Origin of the sequence: Blattabacterium cuenoti, from assembly GCF_014252435.1 — a bacterium.
Lineage (GTDB): Bacteria > Bacteroidota > Bacteroidia > Flavobacteriales > Blattabacteriaceae > Blattabacterium > Blattabacterium cuenoti_X.
This window is the reverse complement of sequence record NZ_CP059220.1, coordinates 402,661-418,360: the sequence shown is the minus strand read 5'-3', so window position 1 is coordinate 418,360 and position 15,700 is coordinate 402,661. Positions and strand designations below refer to the sequence as shown.

The following is a 15,700-nucleotide window of genomic DNA, read 5'->3' as shown; positions in this document are numbered from 1 at the left end:
TATTAATGATTTTTTTATTTATTCTTAATAAAAGGAATATTAGTTTTTGTAACTAAAACTTTATGATTTCTTATTGATAAATAAATAGGATGAGTCAATATATTTTTTTTATATAAATATCCTAATCCTATTCCTTTTTTCAATAATGGAGAAAATGTTCCAGAAGTAACATATCCAACTTGGGTTTCATTTTTATCTATTAAAATTGTTCCACTTCTAGGAATGCAAAAACTTGTTTTTTCCACATAAAAAGGAAAAAATATTTTATGATTTTTTGTTTTTTTTTGATTTTCTAATATTTTTTTCGATATAAATTTTTTATCAAATTTTACAATCCAAGACAAACCAGATTCTATAGGAGTAATATTTTCATTTATATCTTTTCCATATAATCTATACCCCATTTCTAATCTAAGAGAATCTCTACTGGAAATACCACAAGGTATTATTTCATGATTTTTTATTTCTAAAATACTATTCCATATTTTTTCTGTATGTTCATTAGATACATAAATCTCTATACCTTTTGAACCAGTATATCCTGTACGAGATATTAACACATTTTTTATATTTAAAAAATCTCCAATAACAAAGTGATAAAAAGGAATATTTAATAAAGATATATTTGTAAATTTTTGTATGTTTGATAGAGTAGAAGGTCCTTGTATTGAAAGTAAAGAATATTCTTGAGACATATCTAATAGTTCTATAGCATACCCCCATTTTTTTATATATTTTTTAATCCATTTTTTATTTTTTTCAATATTAATGGCATTGACTATTAATAAAAATTTATATTCTGAAATTTGATAAATAACTAAATCATCTATAATTCCCCCTTTATCATTAATTAAACAAGTATATTGAGCTTGTCCATTTTTCAATATATATATATTATTTGTTGTTAAATATTGAATTAAAGATTTAGAATGCATTCCTTTTACAATAAATTTTCCCATATGACTTACATCAAAAATTCCAGAATAATTTCTTACATGCATATGTTCTTTTAAAGAAGATTGATATAATAATGGCATATAAAATCCGGAAAAAATACACATTTTTGCTCCTAGTTTGATATGATGTTCGTATAAAATTGTTTTTTTTATATTATTCTTTGCCATCGTATTCAACAAAATTATTTTTTGTTTCGTATAAAATGATTTTCAAATCTAATTCATATGATAATTTTTTTCTAATTCGATTCCATATAAAAACAGAAATATTTTCTATTGTTGGATTAATAGAAAAAAATTCTTTTAAATCTAAATTAATATTTTTGTGATCAAAATATTTATCTATCTCATTTGAAAGAAGATTTTTCAATTTTTGTAAACTATAAATAAAACCTGTTTCCGTATTAATTTCACCTGTAATACTTACAATATATTTATAATTATGTCCGTGATAATTTTTATGTGCACATTTACCAAAAATTTTTTCGTTTTTTTTATCATTCCAACAATTATTAAAAAGTCTATGTGCTGCACTAAAATATCCTACTTTATTTATAGTCGCTTTCATATATTTTATTTTTTGAGTAACTTATTGATATATTTATTAATAATAATTTTTAACCATATAGTATATGATTTTGGATTAACTTGAATATTTTGAATTAATTTTTTTACGGAAATCCAATCCCAATTATTGACTTCTTTATAATTAATATTTGGATTTTTTTCATAATATCCTACAAATACATGATCTAATTCATTTTCAATTAATCCATTATTTAATAGTTCATTATAAATAAAACAAAATTTTTTCTTTAAAAAACAATCAAATCCCATTTCATTTATTAAACAACGATGAGCTGCATCTAAAAGAGATTCATGTTTTTTAGGATGACTACAACATGTATTTGTCCATAGTAAAGAAGAATGATATTTATTAAAAGATCTTTTTTGTATCATTAAATCATTTTTCATATTAAAAATGAATACTGAAACTGCACTATGCAATATTCCTTTTTCATGAATCGTATTTTTTTCTTCAAATCCTATAATTTCTTTTTTTTTTCCTATAAGAGGAATGAGATCGTTATTAATTTTTTGTTTTTTATCAATTTTATTCATTTTTTTCTAAAAAAAAATTATTTATAAAAAATATTTCAATAGATAAAATTATAACGTAATTTTAACAACAAATATCTACATAAATTATTAGAATTTTTCTAATCAACAATGGAAAATACAAATCGTAATATTTTAATCAAATTGAATAATTTGATTAAAAATTCTTTTTTAGAAAAAATGAAGATAAAATTTATTTTTTTATCTCCAAAAATAGATTTGTTAGTTGCAAAAATGCAAATAAATCAAAATATGCTTCAACCTTTTGGTTTTCTTCATGGAGGGGCGACTATAACTTTAGCGGAAAGTGTTGGTAGTTCATTATCCTTTTTAAATTTAAAAAAATATAGAAAAAATAATTACAATATTTTTAATATTGAATTATCTGTAAATCATTTAAAATATGTAACAAAAGGTGTTTTAATTGCTAAAGCAAAAATATTTCATAAGGGAAATACTATTCATTTTATTCGAGTCAATATTTTTAATGAAACAAAAAGTTTAATTAGTTTTTGTAAAATGACTAATATATTAAAAAAAATATGTCAATAAAAATAAGTGTTTTTTCTTTATATAAAAAAATTTTAGAAAATTATTTTAGTAAAAACCGATTTGTTATTTTCAAAAGACCATATGAGCAAAAAATATATTTTTACTCTCATAATGAGGATAATAATTATGGAGAAAAAAAATTTTTTCTAATTCAGGATTTTTATCAGAATTACACTATTAAAATCAAACCAAAAAAAATTTTTTTCATAGAAATTAAAAAAAAACAATATAATTTTCTTTCTAAAAATATAATTCATCAAAATGTTTTTTTAAATGAATCTATTAAATATAAAAATTTGCTTGACAAAGCGATTCAAAATATTAAAAAAGGATTTTTTAAAAAAGTAGTTGTGTCTAGACAGATAAAAATATCTTTGAAAAGATTCTTTTTAAAAGAATCTTTTCAAAGATTGATATATTCTTATCCCAATACTTTTATTAGCATTTGGTATGATTTGTATCATGGATTTTGGATTGGATCTACTCCAGAATTATTAATGAAATATAATCATAAAAAATTAAGAATAGATGCGTTAGCTGGAACTATGTGGAATCCATATTCTGTATGGACAAAAAAAGAAATAATCGAACATCAAATTGTTGTAAAATATATTGTTCATTTATTAAAGAAATATTATTATGGTACTTTTTTTTTAGAAAAAATGAAAATAATTAAATTGGGTTTTATAAAACATTTAAAAACTACAATTCATTTTTCTTTTATAAAAGAACATTATAATTTTTATGAAATATTAAATCGATTATATCCTACTCCTTCTATTTGTGGATATCCTAAAATAAAATCTTTAGATTTTATTAAAAAAAATGAAGGATATCAAAGAGATTTTTATACAGGAATTATTGGATTTGTACATAAATCTAACGTTGAATTATATCTTAATTTAAGATGTGCAAAAATTCAAAATAAACAAATAATATTATATGCAGGAAGTGGAATAACAATTCATAGTCATTCTTATGATGAATATTTAGAAACAGAAAAAAAAATAACAAGTATCCTTTCTAAATTAATTTTTATATGACTTTCTTTTTCTTATGAAAAGGACGTATAATTAAACGAACGCTCTTGTTATATTGAAAATATTGAATAATCCAGTTCATCAATGCTATGACTCGATTTCGAAATCCAACTAAACTTACTAAGTGAACAAACATCCATATAATCCAAGCTAAAAATCCTTTTAATTTAAAGAATGAAAAATCACAAACAGCTTTATTTCGACCAATAGTAGCCATTGATCCTGAATTTTTATAAATAAATGGTTTAATTGCTTGGTTATTATCGAAAAAACAATTAATATTAAATTTATTTGCTAAATAATTACCTTGTTGTATTGCTGGTTGAGCAGTCATAGGATGTCCATTAGGATAATACCGATTTATTTTCATTAAGGCTACATCTCCTATAGCAAAAATATGTTTATATCTTATAGTTTGAAGATATTGATTAACTAAAATTCTATTTCCCTCTATATCTTCTTTTAAGAACCCTTTAATAATTGCACCCTTTACTCCTGCAGTCCATATAACATTTTCTGTTTGTATTTTTTTATTCTCTTTTATAAAAACAACATCTCCATTATAATCTTTTACTAAACAATTTAACCATATAATCACACCTAGATTTTCTAAATTTTTATAAGCTTGTTTTGCCGATTGTTCTGACATACCATCAAGTAATCGTGTAGATGCTTGTAATAAATGAATTTCCATGTTTTGAATATCTAAATTTGGATAATCATGTGGTAAAACATAATTTTTCATTTCAGCCAAAGCTCCAGCAAGTTCTACTCCAGTAGGTCCACCTCCTACGATAACAAAAGTCATTAATTTTTTTTTTTTTTGTGTATCCTTTGTCAGAATGGCTTGTTCAAAATTTTGTAAAATTAAACTTCTTAAGTTCAAAGCTTCGGGAATAGATTTCATAGGTAAAGCATGTGATTCAATATTTTTATTTCCAAAATAATTTGTAACAGAACCTGTAGCCACTATTAAATAATCGTAAGATAAATTTCCAATATTTGTAATAATTTCTTTTTTATTTGTATTTATATAATGTACAGATGCTAGTCTGAAAAAAAAATTTTTTTTTTTCTTTACAATATTTCTAATAGAATGAGCAATAGAATCTGGTTCTAAACCAGCTGTAGCTACTTGATATAATAAAGGTTGAAAAGTATGGTAATTATTTTTATCTATAAGTACTACTTGAAATTTATCTCTTCTTAATTTTTTTGCTACTTGCAATCCTGCAAAACCTGCTCCAATAATAACAATTCTTTTTAACTTTTTTATTGTGAGAATATTCATATTCAAAAATTTGATACCCAGTCTAATTTATATATATTTTTATTTTTAATGATAAATTAATATTTTTGTCTGAAAATATGTTTTTTTATGAATTACTATTTAATTGTAGGTGTAATTTTCTTAATCAGTATTGTTATAAATATGATATTGAAAAAAAAATTGAGAAAATATTCAAAAGTAAAATTAAAATTAAATATAAATGGAGAGGAAATTGCTAAAAAAATGTTAGAAGATCATGGTATCTATAACCTTAATATTATAACGACAAAAGGTGATCCTTGCAATAATTATTATGATCCTATAAATAGAACTATACATTTAAGTGAAGAAGTTTTTTATCAAACAAATATAACATCTGTTTCAATTGCAACACATGAAAGTGCTCATGCTATACAACACCAGTATGGATATAATTTGTTAAAATTGAGAAATAACATGGTTCCTATTTTAAATTTCAGTTCTAAATGGACTAATATATTGATTATGTTAGGAATTACTTTGTTTTATATTTCTGGAGGAAGAAGTACAATTGTTCTTCAATTAGGTATTTTTGGTTTTTTTTTAATGTTTCTTTTCTCTTTAATTACTTTACCTGTAGAATTTGATGCTAGTAAGAGGGCATTAGATTGGGTAAAAAAAAATAATCATATTGTAAAATACAATGATATTTCTAAAATAGAATGTGGATTAAGATGGGCTTCTTTAACTTATGTTATATCTACAATAGGTTATTTATCTCAATTAATGTATTTCATTTCTATTTTCAAAAATACATTAGATACTAATGAATATGGAAGAGATGATTAATTTCATTTCATTTTTTTCTTTTTTCTAATAGTCCTAGGACTAGGACGTTTTTTACCATAAGATTTATTTATTATTTTTCCACGTCTAGTTTTTTGATCGCCTTTACCCATATTTTTTTATTTTTTGTATTATTTTATTATGTATTTTGTATGATTGTTGTTTTAATGAATCAATTGAAGAGTTATTATCAATAATAATATTAGATTTTTGATTTTTTATTTTATTAGGAATTTGATATTTTAATCGATTGAAAATTTGAATTTCATTTAAATAATCCCTATTCATAACTCTTTCTAAACTATTTTGTAGAGAAGAAGATATGTTAATTATGATATGACATTCTTTATAATTTCCACGTTCAAATAAAAGTGAAGATTCTTTTACAAGATAAGAATTTTTTGTTTGTAAAAACATCCATTTTCTAAAATCTATTTTTATCCATGGATGAACAATATTGCTTATTAATTTATATGCTTTATCATTTTGAAATATGATATTGGATAAATAATTTTTGTTGATTTTTTCGTTTTGATAAGAATTATTTCCAAAAATTTTTAAAATATTAATTTTTATAATTTGTATTTGATTCATTAATATTTTACATCTTTCATCTGATGAATAAATGGGAATTCCTTTTTTTTTTAAAAATGAAGAAAAAAGACTTTTTCCTGATCCCATATTTCCTGTTATACCTATTATCATTTTTGTTTTTTTTTATCTTTTTTTTCCAAATAAAAATTATTACTTCCATATCGAATTTGTGTTAATTCTTTAGATATAACATTTTTTTCAAATTTTATTTTTCCTGATATAGTTTCTAATATACAAATATTGTTTGTTATATCTAGTATTTTTCCATGTATTCCTGAATTTGTTACAATATAACGACCTTTTTGTAAATTATCCTGAAATATTTTTTCATTTTTTTGTTTTCGAACTTGAGGTCGAATCATAAAAAAATAGAATATAATAAAAATAATTGCAAACATCCAAAGATTATTCGAGATGGAATTTATTTGTAATAATGGATAAATCATATATTTTCATGTTTAAAAAAAATAAGATAAATAAAAATTATTATTATTTTTTAGATTCATGAGTTTATAATATATTTTTATTGATTTAATAAATTTTATTTTCTTTATATAAAATTTTTAATATTCGATCTAATATTCCATTAACAAAAATTTTACTTTTGTCCATACAAAATATTTTTGAAATTTCTATATATTCGTTTATAGTAGCTTTTGGTGGAATATTTGGAAAATATAAAAATTCACAAATAGCCATTTGTAATATAATTAAATCAACCATTCCTATTCTTTTTATATCCCAATTATTAGATACTTTATTGATCAAATTATTAAATTCTTTTTTATGAGAAATAGTATTTCTATATAGATTGATAATAAATTTTTTATTTTCATTAAAATATATATTATATAGTCTGAAATTAGATGGAGTAGTATCGTTGATAAAATGTAATGTTTTATATACCATCCTATGAGCTATTAACAAATCTTCTTTTCCATTTATATATACATCATCTATATATTTCATTAATTTTTTATTTTGAATGAAATAAATTTTATAGTAATTCATTAAAAATTTTTTCTCTTCTTTGAAAGAAGCACAATGTTGTTCTTGATCAATACTTTGTTGAATAGGAATGAAATTTATAATTTTTTTAAAAAGAAGAAAAACATGTTGATCATTTTTTTTCCATAAAATATTTTGAAAATAAGAATTTTGTAATAAATATTTATTATTAGATAATATTTCTATAATAGAATTATAAGCAAGATTTTTTATCGTATAATTTATTTGACTATTTTTATTTAAACTAGAAATTTTTTGATATAATTTTACAGCTTTTTCTTTCATTTTTAAAATCATACAAAGTAGAAGTATATATAATTTGTTTAATTCTTCAATATTTTGAAGTAGAAATTTTTCTACTTGTTTTGAATCCATTTTTGATAAATGTAAAGAATATAAATATTGTAAACTTCTTATTCGAAAATGTCGTCTTATTGACATTATTATGTTTTTGCTTAAAAATATAGAAAAAATTATTTTTTAATTTGAAATGACAATTAGTTGAAATAACAAATATTGATAAAATTATAATATTTTATTTTTTGATAAAATAGAGATTTTTTTTCATCTAAATATGAATTATATTTTATTTGTTTTCGAAAAATTGTTTTTATACTTGTTTGAGTGAAATCTATATTAAATTTAATATTATCAATAAAATAAAAATTTAATGAATTTTTGAATCACCAATTCAAAAATATTAATAATAAAATTATTTTATAATTGTTGATCGTAATATTCTTTTATATATATGATTTTTAATTATTTATTATAAAACAAAGTAAAAAAAATATCAAAATTAAATGAATTAAAACATTTTTTATTTTATTGAAAATAGTATAGACCATTTTTTTTATTTAGATTTGTCTTATTAATGTTAAAATTTATATAATATACTTTGAAATGGACGAAAAAGAAAAAATTAAAGAAAGAAATGAAATTTGTTCACGTACTTTAAAAACAGGAAGTCGTACTTATTTTTTTGATGCGCGAGAAACAAGAGCAGGTGATTATTATTTGACTATAACTGAAAGTAAGAAACAGTTTACCGAAACGGGAGACATTTCTTATAAGAAACATAAGATTTATTTATATAAAGAAGATTTTTCTAAATTTCAGAGTATACTTGATGATATGATTCGATTTATTATAAATGAAAAAGGTGTAGAAGTGATTTCAGAACGACATCAAAAAGATTTTAAAAATCATTTATCTTATAATCAAGAGATGAAAGATATTAAAAAAAATCATCAAAATTGAAAAATGTTAATTTTTGTTAAAAATGTATAATGTTTTTTAAAAAAATGAATTTTCGTTTATGGATAGTTACATGAATATAATGAGTAATATTGATACTTTTATATTTGATGTTGATGGAGTATTAACCGATTGTACTTTAAATTTATTTCCAGATGGAAGTTTAATTCGTCGTATGTCTGTTAAAGATGGATATGCATTAGAATTAACAAGAAAAAAAGGATATAATTTATGTGTTATTACAAGAGGAAATGATTTAATGGTATTTCGTCGTTTAAGAGAATTAAATATACGTTATATTTATCACAAAGTTTTTAATAAAAAGAGATGTTTAGATCATTATTGTAAGATTTTAAATATTTCTAAGAAAAAAGTACTTTATATGGGTGATGATATACCTGATATTGAAATAATGAAGTCTGTTGCATTTCCATGTTGTCCAATCAATGCAGTTCAAGAAGTAAAAGATGTATCTATATATATTTCTCCTAAAAAAGGAGGAAAAGGATGTGTAAGAGACGTGATCGAAAAAACATTGAAAATACAAAATAATTGGTTTTAAAAAAAAAATAGTGTCTTTTAATAAATAAAAGACACTATTTTTTTTTTGGCTTACATTTACATCATTCCTCCACCCATACCACCAGCTCCAGCTCCAGGCATTGGTGGTGCTATTGAATTATCTTCTTTTTTTATTTCAGTAACAACACATTCAGTTGTTAATAACATTCCAGATACTGAAGCCGCATTTTCTAATGCTACTCTAGCTACTTTTGTAGGATCAATAATTCCTTCTACTATCATATTTTTATATTCTCCAATTTTAGCATCATATCCAAAATCACCTTTTCCTTCCGCTACTTTTGCTACAACTACAGATCCTTCTCCTCCAGCATTTGCAACAATTTGTCTTAAAGGTTCTTCTAATGATCTCCTTACTATTTGTATTCCTGTATCTTGATCCGAATTATCTCCATTTATGTTCATTAATGAATTAATAGCACGAACTAATGCTACTCCTCCTCCAGCTACTATTCCTTCTTCTACGGCTGCTCTTGTTGCATTTAATGCATCATCTACACGATCTTTTTTTTCTTTCATTTCTACTTCAGATGCTGCTCCTACATAAAGCACTGCTACTCCTCCAGCTAATTTAGCAAGACGTTCTTGTAATTTTTCTTTATCATAATCTGATGTTGTAGTTTCAATTTGTGCTTTTATTTGATCTACTCTAGCTCTAATATCTTTTTTACTTCCTCCTCCATTTACAATGGTAGTATTATCTTTATCTATAATAACTCTTTCCGCTTTTCCTAACATATCTAATTTTACGTCTTCTAATTTACTACCTGTTTCTTCAGAAATCACGGTTCCTCCAGTTAAAATAGCAATATCTTCTAACATAGATTTCCTTCTATCTCCAAATCCCGGAGCTTTAATTGCTGCTACTTTAATAGTTCCTCGTATTTTATTAACAACTAATGTTGCTAATGCTTCTCCTTCTACTTCTTCAGATATAATAAGTAAAGGTTTACCTGATTGAGCTACGGGTTCTAATATAGGCAACAAATCTTTCATTGCTGCTATTTTTTTATCGGATAATAGAATTTGCGGTTGATCAAATTCTGTTATCATTTTTTCTGTATTTGTAACAAAATAAGGTGATTGATATCCTCTATCAAATTGCATTCCTTCTACAACATCTACTGATGTATCAGTACCTTTAGCTTCTTCTACAGTAATAACTCCTTCTCTTCCTACTCTTTCAAAGGCATCTGCTATTAAAGCACCGGTTTTTTCATCATTATTAGCTGAAATTGAGGCTACTTGTTTAATTTTATCTGTATTTCCTCCTACTTCTCTAGATTGTTTTTTTAAATCAAAAATGACCACTTCTAAAGCTTTGTCTATTCCTCTTTTTAAATCCATAGGATTTGCTCCAGCAGCTACATTTTTTAATCCTTCTCTAACAATTGCTTGAGCTAAAACAGTAGCTGTAGTAGTTCCGTCCCCTGCTACATCATTCGTTTTTGAAGCTACTTCTTTTACCATTTGAGCTCCTAAATTTTCTATGGAATCTTCTAGTTCAATTTCTTTAGCAACAGTCACTCCATCTTTAGTAACTTGAGGTCCTCCAAAAGACTTTTGTAAAACAACATTTCTTCCTTTTGGTCCTAAAGTTACTTTAACTGCATTAGCTAATGCATCAACTCCTTTTTTTAGTTTATCTCTTGCTTCAATATCAAATTTAATATCTTTTGCCATAATTTTTTAATTTTAATAAATTTTTTAGTCATAATATAAACAACAAAAATGACAGTAATAGAATGATATTTACCGTTATACAATAGCAATTACATCTGATTCTCTCATTATCAGATACTCATCTCCTTCCCATTTCAATTCTGTCCCAGAATATTTTCCATATAAGACTTTATCTCCTTCCTTTAGGATCATAGGTTCGTTTTTTTTACCTTTACCTACTGCTATTACAGTCCCTTTTTGTGGTTTTTCCTTGGCAGTATCAGGAATAATTATTCCTGAAGATGTTTTTGTTTCAGCAGGATCAGGTTTTACAAGTACACGATCTGCTAAAGGTTTGATCTTTACTTCTACCATATTTCAATAAATTTAAAATTTATAACAATATTGATTCTAAGCCAAAAACATGCCAAATAAAAAAAATATAAAATTTATTTATTGGAGGTAATGTAAAATGTCATAATGACAGATTTATTTGGTTAGTTTTAAAAAAAAATTAAAAATTAAAGTTAAAAAAAATATCATAATAGATAAAATCCATGTAATATTTTCTAAAAATGTATTTGTTCTTTTAATTCCAAAAAATCTAAAATTTTTATCCATAAAAGATTGATTAATACTTCCTTTTTTAGGATTTTGAACTAAAATGATTAGTATTAATAAAATACATGTTATTGCAATGAAAAATCCAAGTATAGTTATATAAGTTGTTTCTGACATTGGATTAAATTTATATTTTTTTTTTCATTTATATATTTTTTTGTGTAGGAATTATGATTGATAAACAATGAGAATTTATAATCCATATTGTTTAATTTTTCTATATAATGTTCTTTCTGAAATTCCTAAATCTTTAGCTGTTTTTTTTCTTTTTCCATTATTTTTTTTTAAAGCTTTTTGTATAAAATCAATTTCTTGTTTTTCTAAAGAAAAACAAGAAATATGATTTTTTTGGGATGAATTTATTTCTATTTCTTTGAATTCAAATTTTTTTTTTATAGAGGATTTTATTGAATTTCTTATTTGAAAAATAGAATTATTTTTTTCATTATAAGGATAAATTATTTGTTTTCCAAATACCTTATATATTAATTCTTGATTTTTGATAATAAACTTATTATTGGTATTATTTTTAATCAATCGATAAGTAATATTTTTTAAATCATCGAATTTTTTTTTTATATCAAATAATATTTGATAAATAAAATCTCTTTCTTTAGAAAAATCGTGAAAAAAGTACTCCTTATCGGATCGATTGCAATTATGAATTCTAGAAACAGATAATGATGGAATATTATCTGGAATATATTCTTGTAATTTTTCAATAGTTATTTCTCTTTTAGTTTCTACTACTGATATTTGTTCAATTAAATTTTTTAATTGTCTAATATTACCAGGCCAAGAATAATTTTCTAAATATTTTAAAGAATGTTTATTTAAAATAATTGGAGGCATATGATATTTTTCGGCAAAATCATTAGAAAATTTTTTAAATAAAAATTTAATATCATTTTTACGAGAACGTAAAGGAGGAATAGTAATTTGTACCGTATTAAGACGATAATATAAATCTTCTCTAAATTTTTCTTTTTGAATAGATTCTGTAATATTTAAATTTGTAGCTGCAACGATTCGTATATCAGTTTTTTGAGTTTTTGAAGATCCAACTTTAATAAAATCACCAGATTCTAATATTCTTAATAAACGAACTTGTGTTGTTAATGGTAATTCTCCCACTTCATCCAAAAATATAGTTCCTTTATTCGCTACTTCAAAATATCCTTTTCGCATATTAGTAGCTCCAGTAAATGATCCTTTTTCATGACCAAAAAGTTCACTATCAATAGTACCTTCTGGTATAGCACCACAATTTACAGCAATATAAGAATAATGTTTTCTACAAGAAAATTGATGTATTATTTTTGGAATAAATTCTTTACCAACACCACTTTCACCTAAAACTAATACCGATATATCGGTAGGAGCTACTTGTATTGCTTTCTCTAAAGATCTTTGAAGAGTATAATCATATCCAATTATTCCAAATTTTTGTTTTATATTTTGAATAGATTTCATTTTGATATTATATTTATATGTATTTTATAGACAATCTTCTCCTATTAAAGTAGATGATGTAATATCTATAATTTTCACATTAATAATGTCTCCTATTTTAAACTTGTTTTTTAAAAAAACAACTACAATATTTTGTGTATTTCTTCCATACCAATATTTAGGGCTTTTTTTAGATTCACCTTCTATTAATACTTGTTGTATTTTTCCTATATATTCTTTCATTCTAAAAAATGAATGCTTTCTTTGGAGGGATATGATTTCGGATAATCTTTTTTTTTTAATAGAATATGGAACATTATCTTCAAGTGTTTTATATGCGTATGTTCCGGGTCTTGGAGAATAAGCAAACATATAACCATAATTATATTTTACCTTTTTCATAAGGTTAATCGTTTCTAAATGATCATATTCTTCTTCATTACAAAAACCTGTCATGATATCATGAGATATGGAACAATCTGGAATAATATTTCTTATTCGTTTTATTAAAGATAAATATTCTTCACGAGAATATTTTCTGTTCATTAATTTTAATATTTTATTACTTCCTGATTGAACTGGTAAATGAATATGTTTACATATATTTTCATGTTGAGAAATTGTTTTTAAAACATCATCAGACATATCATGAGGATTAGATGTTGTAAATCTTATTCTCATATGTGGAATTTCTGTTGCTAAAATATTTAAAAGTTTTGAAAAATTTATATATTTTGATTTATCAATATGACTTGAATTCCATAAATATGAATCTACATTTTGTCCTAACAAAGTGATTTCTTTATATCCATTTTTAAACAAATTTTTACATTCATTAATAATAGAAAATGGATTTCGACTAATTTCTCTTCCTCGTGTAAAAGGAACTATACAAAATGTACACATATTATTACAACCTCTAGTAATACTCATAATAGTCGTTACTTTTTTTTTATGTGGTAATGGTTTTTTAAATGGAATAACATCCTCATATGTTTCTTTTTTTTTTGGAAAAGAATAAATTTTATAACCTTTGATTGAGGATTGAATAATATGAGGTAATTCTTTATAATAAGTTGGATTAGAGAAAAAATCAATTTGATGGTTTTTTATCAAATTTTTTAACATTATTTTAGAAATACATCCTATAACACCTATTATATTGTTTTTTTTTCTAAAATTTTTTAATTCTTTAATTTTATTTTTTAAGGTTATTTCTGCTTTTTCTCGTATAGAACAAGAATTTAATAAAATGATATTTGCTTTTTCTATTTTTGGAGATAAATCAAAATTATTATTTAATAATATTGATGTTACTATTTCACTATCAGATGTATTCATTTGACATCCGAAATTTTTTATATAAAAAGTTTTTTTAACGTTAGCTAAATGTTTTTTATCATTTTTCATAATTAAAAATAATTAATGTCTTTTAATATGACGAAATATAAACTATAATTGTAGTTGTTTTTTTGCAAAAAGAATGGTTCCTTTTTCTCCAGTGGATTTATTATTTGTATTAGAAAGTTTAACTACTGATATCCATTTTTTTTCTGGATTAGCTTGAGTCATTTTTATAACTATGTTCATAGAAGGAGGACCTACATCATTAGTGAAATTAGTTCCGATCCCAAAATAAGGAGTAATTTGATTTTTACAAACAGAAGATATATAAGCTACTTTATTTGGATTTAAATTGTCCGAAAATACTATTTTTTTTTTTATAGGATTTATTTTTAATTTTTTATAGTGTTTAATTGTTTCTTTTATAAAAAATATTGGATCTCCACTATCGTGTCTAATTCCATGAAATGTATTAGATAAGTATTTATCAAAATTTTTGAAAAAAATAGAAGATGTATATGTATCGGATAATGCTATACTTAAATTTCCGTTATAAATATTTAACCAATTTCTCATTGCTATTTTATCTGCTATATTAAATCCATATTTAGCTGCATGAAACATAATCCATTCATGGCCTTGAGTTCCTATTGGTTTGATTGAAAAGTTTTGAGATAAATGTACATTACTACTGCCCATAAAAAATGGATAACCTTCTTCTATTAAAATTTTTAATATTAATCTATGTACTTTATATGAAAATCTTCGTCTAGTACCATATTCTCCAACCTTGACTTTTAATTCTTTATACTTTTTTATTTTATTTTTAATAATATTTACAATTTTATTGTCTGATAAACAATTAGTTTTAGTTAATTTATAATACAGTTCAGATATAATAGCTAACAAAGGAACTTCCCATAATATCGTTCTACTCCATAGTCCTTCTATATTCATTTTAATAATTTTTCCTTTTTGATCTATATTGACTTCTTCTGGATTATACTTGTATTTATCTAAAAAATTTAGATAAGAAGAATCTAAATAAGGACAATATTTTTTCAAAAAATGTTTTTCTTTTTTTGAAAGTTTTAAATAAGCCATATTATTTAAATTTTCTTTCAAAATTTTTCCAAAATTTTTTGGAAAAAAATGATTTCCACGATTGATAAATTCATATTTAGCTTTTGCAAATGGAAATAGTTTAATAACAGCATTTTGCATAGTAAACTTATAAAAATCATTATCTAATAAGGATGAAACTATACATAAATTATTCATGAAAAATGTCCTTTAATCATTTATTTAAGATAAAAAAATTAGAAAATATTCTATTTTTGACATCTATTTACTTTCAAATTTGACATTTTCCTTTATTAAAAAAAATATTTATCTAAATTTGCTTTCAAAACAATTTA

Annotated in this window: 19 protein-coding genes; 5 read left to right on the top strand and 14 right to left on the bottom strand. The window is 22.8% G+C overall.

From position 1 onward, the window contains the following. Nucleotides 1–14: 14 nt before the first annotated feature. Genes gcvT through idi form a run of 3 tightly spaced genes read right to left on the bottom strand, consistent with a single transcriptional unit; the run spans nucleotide 15 to nucleotide 2,078 of the window. On the bottom strand, nucleotides 15–1,124 hold the full coding sequence (gcvT, locus tag H0H35_RS02030; protein WP_185882806.1) for a glycine cleavage system aminomethyltransferase GcvT: 1,110 nt from the start codon (nucleotides 1,122–1,124) through the stop codon (nucleotides 15–17). Continuing rightward, a complete protein-coding gene (locus tag H0H35_RS02025; protein WP_185882805.1) occupies nucleotides 1,111–1,524 on the bottom strand; it encodes a 6-pyruvoyl trahydropterin synthase family protein in 414 nt (137 codons plus the stop codon). The genes gcvT and H0H35_RS02025 overlap by 14 nt, the downstream gene beginning before the upstream one ends. Before the next feature lie 5 nt (nucleotides 1,525–1,529). Then, complete coding sequence (gene idi, locus H0H35_RS02020; protein ID WP_185882804.1) at nucleotides 1,530–2,078, bottom strand: isopentenyl-diphosphate Delta-isomerase; 549 nt, start codon at nucleotides 2,076–2,078, stop codon at nucleotides 1,530–1,532. 177 nt (nucleotides 2,079–2,255) lie between these two features. Here idi and H0H35_RS02015 point away from each other — a divergent pair, with 177 nt between their 5' ends. Both H0H35_RS02015 and H0H35_RS02010 read left to right on the top strand, forming a co-directional pair. Further along, nucleotides 2,256–2,627 (top strand): PaaI family thioesterase, encoded by a 372-nt coding sequence (locus tag H0H35_RS02015; RefSeq protein ID WP_238892306.1) that lies wholly within the window; start codon nucleotides 2,256–2,258, stop codon nucleotides 2,625–2,627. Further along, nucleotides 2,618–3,670 carry a chorismate-binding protein gene (locus H0H35_RS02010; RefSeq protein WP_185882802.1) on the top strand — a complete coding sequence of 351 codons (1,053 nt, stop codon included), beginning with the start codon at nucleotides 2,618–2,620 and terminating at the stop codon, nucleotides 3,668–3,670. Before H0H35_RS02015 ends, H0H35_RS02010 begins: the two co-directional genes overlap by 10 nt. Here H0H35_RS02010 and H0H35_RS02005 read toward each other — a convergent pair. Next, complete coding sequence (locus H0H35_RS02005) at nucleotides 3,663–4,958, bottom strand: NAD(P)/FAD-dependent oxidoreductase (protein WP_185882801.1); 1,296 nt, start codon at nucleotides 4,956–4,958, stop codon at nucleotides 3,663–3,665. The genes H0H35_RS02010 and H0H35_RS02005 overlap by 8 nt on opposite strands. Before the next feature lie 87 nt (nucleotides 4,959–5,045). Here H0H35_RS02005 and H0H35_RS02000 point away from each other — a divergent pair, with 87 nt between their 5' ends. Next, nucleotides 5,046–5,765, top strand: coding sequence for a zinc metallopeptidase (locus H0H35_RS02000; RefSeq protein ID WP_185882800.1), 720 nt, complete (start codon nucleotides 5,046–5,048; stop codon nucleotides 5,763–5,765). A 2-nt stretch (nucleotides 5,766–5,767) separates the two neighbouring features. Here the strand turns inward: H0H35_RS02000 and H0H35_RS01995 are convergent, their stop codons facing one another. The 4 genes from H0H35_RS01995 to nusB all read right to left on the bottom strand — a co-directional run bounded on the left by H0H35_RS01995 (nucleotide 5,768) and on the right by nusB (nucleotide 7,805). Then, the gene (locus tag H0H35_RS01995) at nucleotides 5,768–5,875 is read right to left on the bottom strand and encodes a 30S ribosomal protein THX (protein ID WP_185882799.1); all 108 of its coding nucleotides are present in this window, start codon (nucleotides 5,873–5,875) and stop codon (nucleotides 5,768–5,770) included. Beyond that, nucleotides 5,868–6,467 carry a dephospho-CoA kinase gene (gene coaE / locus H0H35_RS01990; protein WP_185882798.1) on the bottom strand — a complete coding sequence of 200 codons (600 nt, stop codon included), beginning with the start codon at nucleotides 6,465–6,467 and terminating at the stop codon, nucleotides 5,868–5,870. The genes H0H35_RS01995 and coaE overlap by 8 nt, the downstream gene beginning before the upstream one ends. Continuing rightward, nucleotides 6,464–6,754 (bottom strand): preprotein translocase subunit YajC, encoded by a 291-nt coding sequence (gene yajC, locus H0H35_RS01985; protein ID WP_394798829.1) that lies wholly within the window; start codon nucleotides 6,752–6,754, stop codon nucleotides 6,464–6,466. The genes coaE and yajC overlap by 4 nt, the downstream gene beginning before the upstream one ends. Nucleotides 6,755–6,887: 133 nt before the next feature. Continuing rightward, a complete protein-coding gene (nusB, locus tag H0H35_RS01980) occupies nucleotides 6,888–7,805 on the bottom strand; it encodes a transcription antitermination factor NusB (protein WP_185882797.1) in 918 nt (305 codons plus the stop codon). Between the two features lie 462 nt (nucleotides 7,806–8,267). Between nusB and H0H35_RS01975 the strand changes: the two genes are divergently transcribed. Then, a complete protein-coding gene (locus H0H35_RS01975) occupies nucleotides 8,268–8,624 on the top strand; it encodes a DUF3276 family protein (protein ID WP_185882796.1) in 357 nt (118 codons plus the stop codon). Between the two features lie 79 nt (nucleotides 8,625–8,703). Then, complete coding sequence (locus H0H35_RS01970; protein ID WP_238892304.1) at nucleotides 8,704–9,183, top strand: KdsC family phosphatase; 480 nt, start codon at nucleotides 8,704–8,706, stop codon at nucleotides 9,181–9,183. 56 nt (nucleotides 9,184–9,239) lie between these two features. Here H0H35_RS01970 and groL read toward each other — a convergent pair whose 3' ends face one another. From groL to pncB, 6 genes are all read right to left on the bottom strand, one after another. Further along, nucleotides 9,240–10,886: a chaperonin GroEL gene (gene groL / locus H0H35_RS01965; RefSeq protein WP_185882794.1), complete on the bottom strand. Its 1,647-nt coding sequence runs from the start codon at nucleotides 10,884–10,886 to the stop codon at nucleotides 9,240–9,242. A gap of 75 nt (nucleotides 10,887–10,961) precedes the next feature. Next, the gene (locus H0H35_RS01960; protein WP_185882793.1) at nucleotides 10,962–11,240 is read right to left on the bottom strand and encodes a co-chaperone GroES; all 279 of its coding nucleotides are present in this window, start codon (nucleotides 11,238–11,240) and stop codon (nucleotides 10,962–10,964) included. A gap of 114 nt (nucleotides 11,241–11,354) precedes the next feature. Next, nucleotides 11,355–11,603, bottom strand: coding sequence for a preprotein translocase subunit SecG (gene secG / locus H0H35_RS01955; protein WP_185882792.1), 249 nt, complete (start codon nucleotides 11,601–11,603; stop codon nucleotides 11,355–11,357). Between the two features lie 75 nt (nucleotides 11,604–11,678). Beyond that, complete coding sequence (locus H0H35_RS01950; protein WP_185882791.1) at nucleotides 11,679–12,959, bottom strand: sigma 54-interacting transcriptional regulator; 1,281 nt, start codon at nucleotides 12,957–12,959, stop codon at nucleotides 11,679–11,681. Nucleotides 12,960–12,983: 24 nt separating this feature from the next. After that, the gene (gene miaB, locus H0H35_RS01945; protein WP_185882790.1) at nucleotides 12,984–14,348 is read right to left on the bottom strand and encodes a tRNA (N6-isopentenyl adenosine(37)-C2)-methylthiotransferase MiaB; all 1,365 of its coding nucleotides are present in this window, start codon (nucleotides 14,346–14,348) and stop codon (nucleotides 12,984–12,986) included. A 42-nt stretch (nucleotides 14,349–14,390) separates the two neighbouring features. Beyond that, nucleotides 14,391–15,563: a nicotinate phosphoribosyltransferase gene (gene pncB / locus H0H35_RS01940; protein WP_185882789.1), complete on the bottom strand. Its 1,173-nt coding sequence runs from the start codon at nucleotides 15,561–15,563 to the stop codon at nucleotides 14,391–14,393. Between the last annotated feature and the right edge of the window lie 137 nt (nucleotides 15,564–15,700).

Bases quoted from the DNA above. Each gene is read 5' to 3' on its own strand.
- gcvT (WP_185882806.1), bottom strand. From the start codon at position 1,124: ATGGCAAAGAATAATATAAAAAAAACAATTTTATACGAACATCATATC.
- H0H35_RS02025 (WP_185882805.1), bottom strand. From the start codon at position 1,524: ATGAAAGCGACTATAAATAAAGTAGGATATTTTAGTGCAGCACATAGA.
- idi (WP_185882804.1), bottom strand. From the start codon at position 2,078: ATGAATAAAATTGATAAAAAACAAAAAATTAATAACGATCTCATTCCT.
- H0H35_RS02015 (WP_238892306.1), top strand. From the start codon at position 2,256: ATGAAGATAAAATTTATTTTTTTATCTCCAAAAATAGATTTGTTAGTT.
- H0H35_RS02010 (WP_185882802.1), top strand. From the start codon at position 2,618: ATGTCAATAAAAATAAGTGTTTTTTCTTTATATAAAAAAATTTTAGAA.
- H0H35_RS02005 (WP_185882801.1), bottom strand. From the start codon at position 4,958: ATGAATATTCTCACAATAAAAAAGTTAAAAAGAATTGTTATTATTGGA.
- H0H35_RS02000 (WP_185882800.1), top strand. From the start codon at position 5,046: ATGAATTACTATTTAATTGTAGGTGTAATTTTCTTAATCAGTATTGTT.
- H0H35_RS01995 (WP_185882799.1), bottom strand. From the start codon at position 5,875: ATGGGTAAAGGCGATCAAAAAACTAGACGTGGAAAAATAATAAATAAA.
- coaE (WP_185882798.1), bottom strand. From the start codon at position 6,467: ATGATAATAGGTATAACAGGAAATATGGGATCAGGAAAAAGTCTTTTT.
- yajC (WP_394798829.1), bottom strand. From the start codon at position 6,754: ATGTTTGCAATTATTTTTATTATATTCTATTTTTTTATGATTCGACCT.
- nusB (WP_185882797.1), bottom strand. From the start codon at position 7,805: ATGTCAATAAGACGACATTTTCGAATAAGAAGTTTACAATATTTATAT.
- H0H35_RS01975 (WP_185882796.1), top strand. From the start codon at position 8,268: ATGGACGAAAAAGAAAAAATTAAAGAAAGAAATGAAATTTGTTCACGT.
- H0H35_RS01970 (WP_238892304.1), top strand. From the start codon at position 8,704: ATGAGTAATATTGATACTTTTATATTTGATGTTGATGGAGTATTAACC.
- groL (WP_185882794.1), bottom strand. From the start codon at position 10,886: ATGGCAAAAGATATTAAATTTGATATTGAAGCAAGAGATAAACTAAAA.
- H0H35_RS01960 (WP_185882793.1), bottom strand. From the start codon at position 11,240: ATGGTAGAAGTAAAGATCAAACCTTTAGCAGATCGTGTACTTGTAAAA.
- secG (WP_185882792.1), bottom strand. From the start codon at position 11,603: ATGTCAGAAACAACTTATATAACTATACTTGGATTTTTCATTGCAATA.
- H0H35_RS01950 (WP_185882791.1), bottom strand. From the start codon at position 12,959: ATGAAATCTATTCAAAATATAAAACAAAAATTTGGAATAATTGGATAT.
- miaB (WP_185882790.1), bottom strand. From the start codon at position 14,348: ATGAAAAATGATAAAAAACATTTAGCTAACGTTAAAAAAACTTTTTAT.
- pncB (WP_185882789.1), bottom strand. From the start codon at position 15,563: ATGAATAATTTATGTATAGTTTCATCCTTATTAGATAATGATTTTTAT.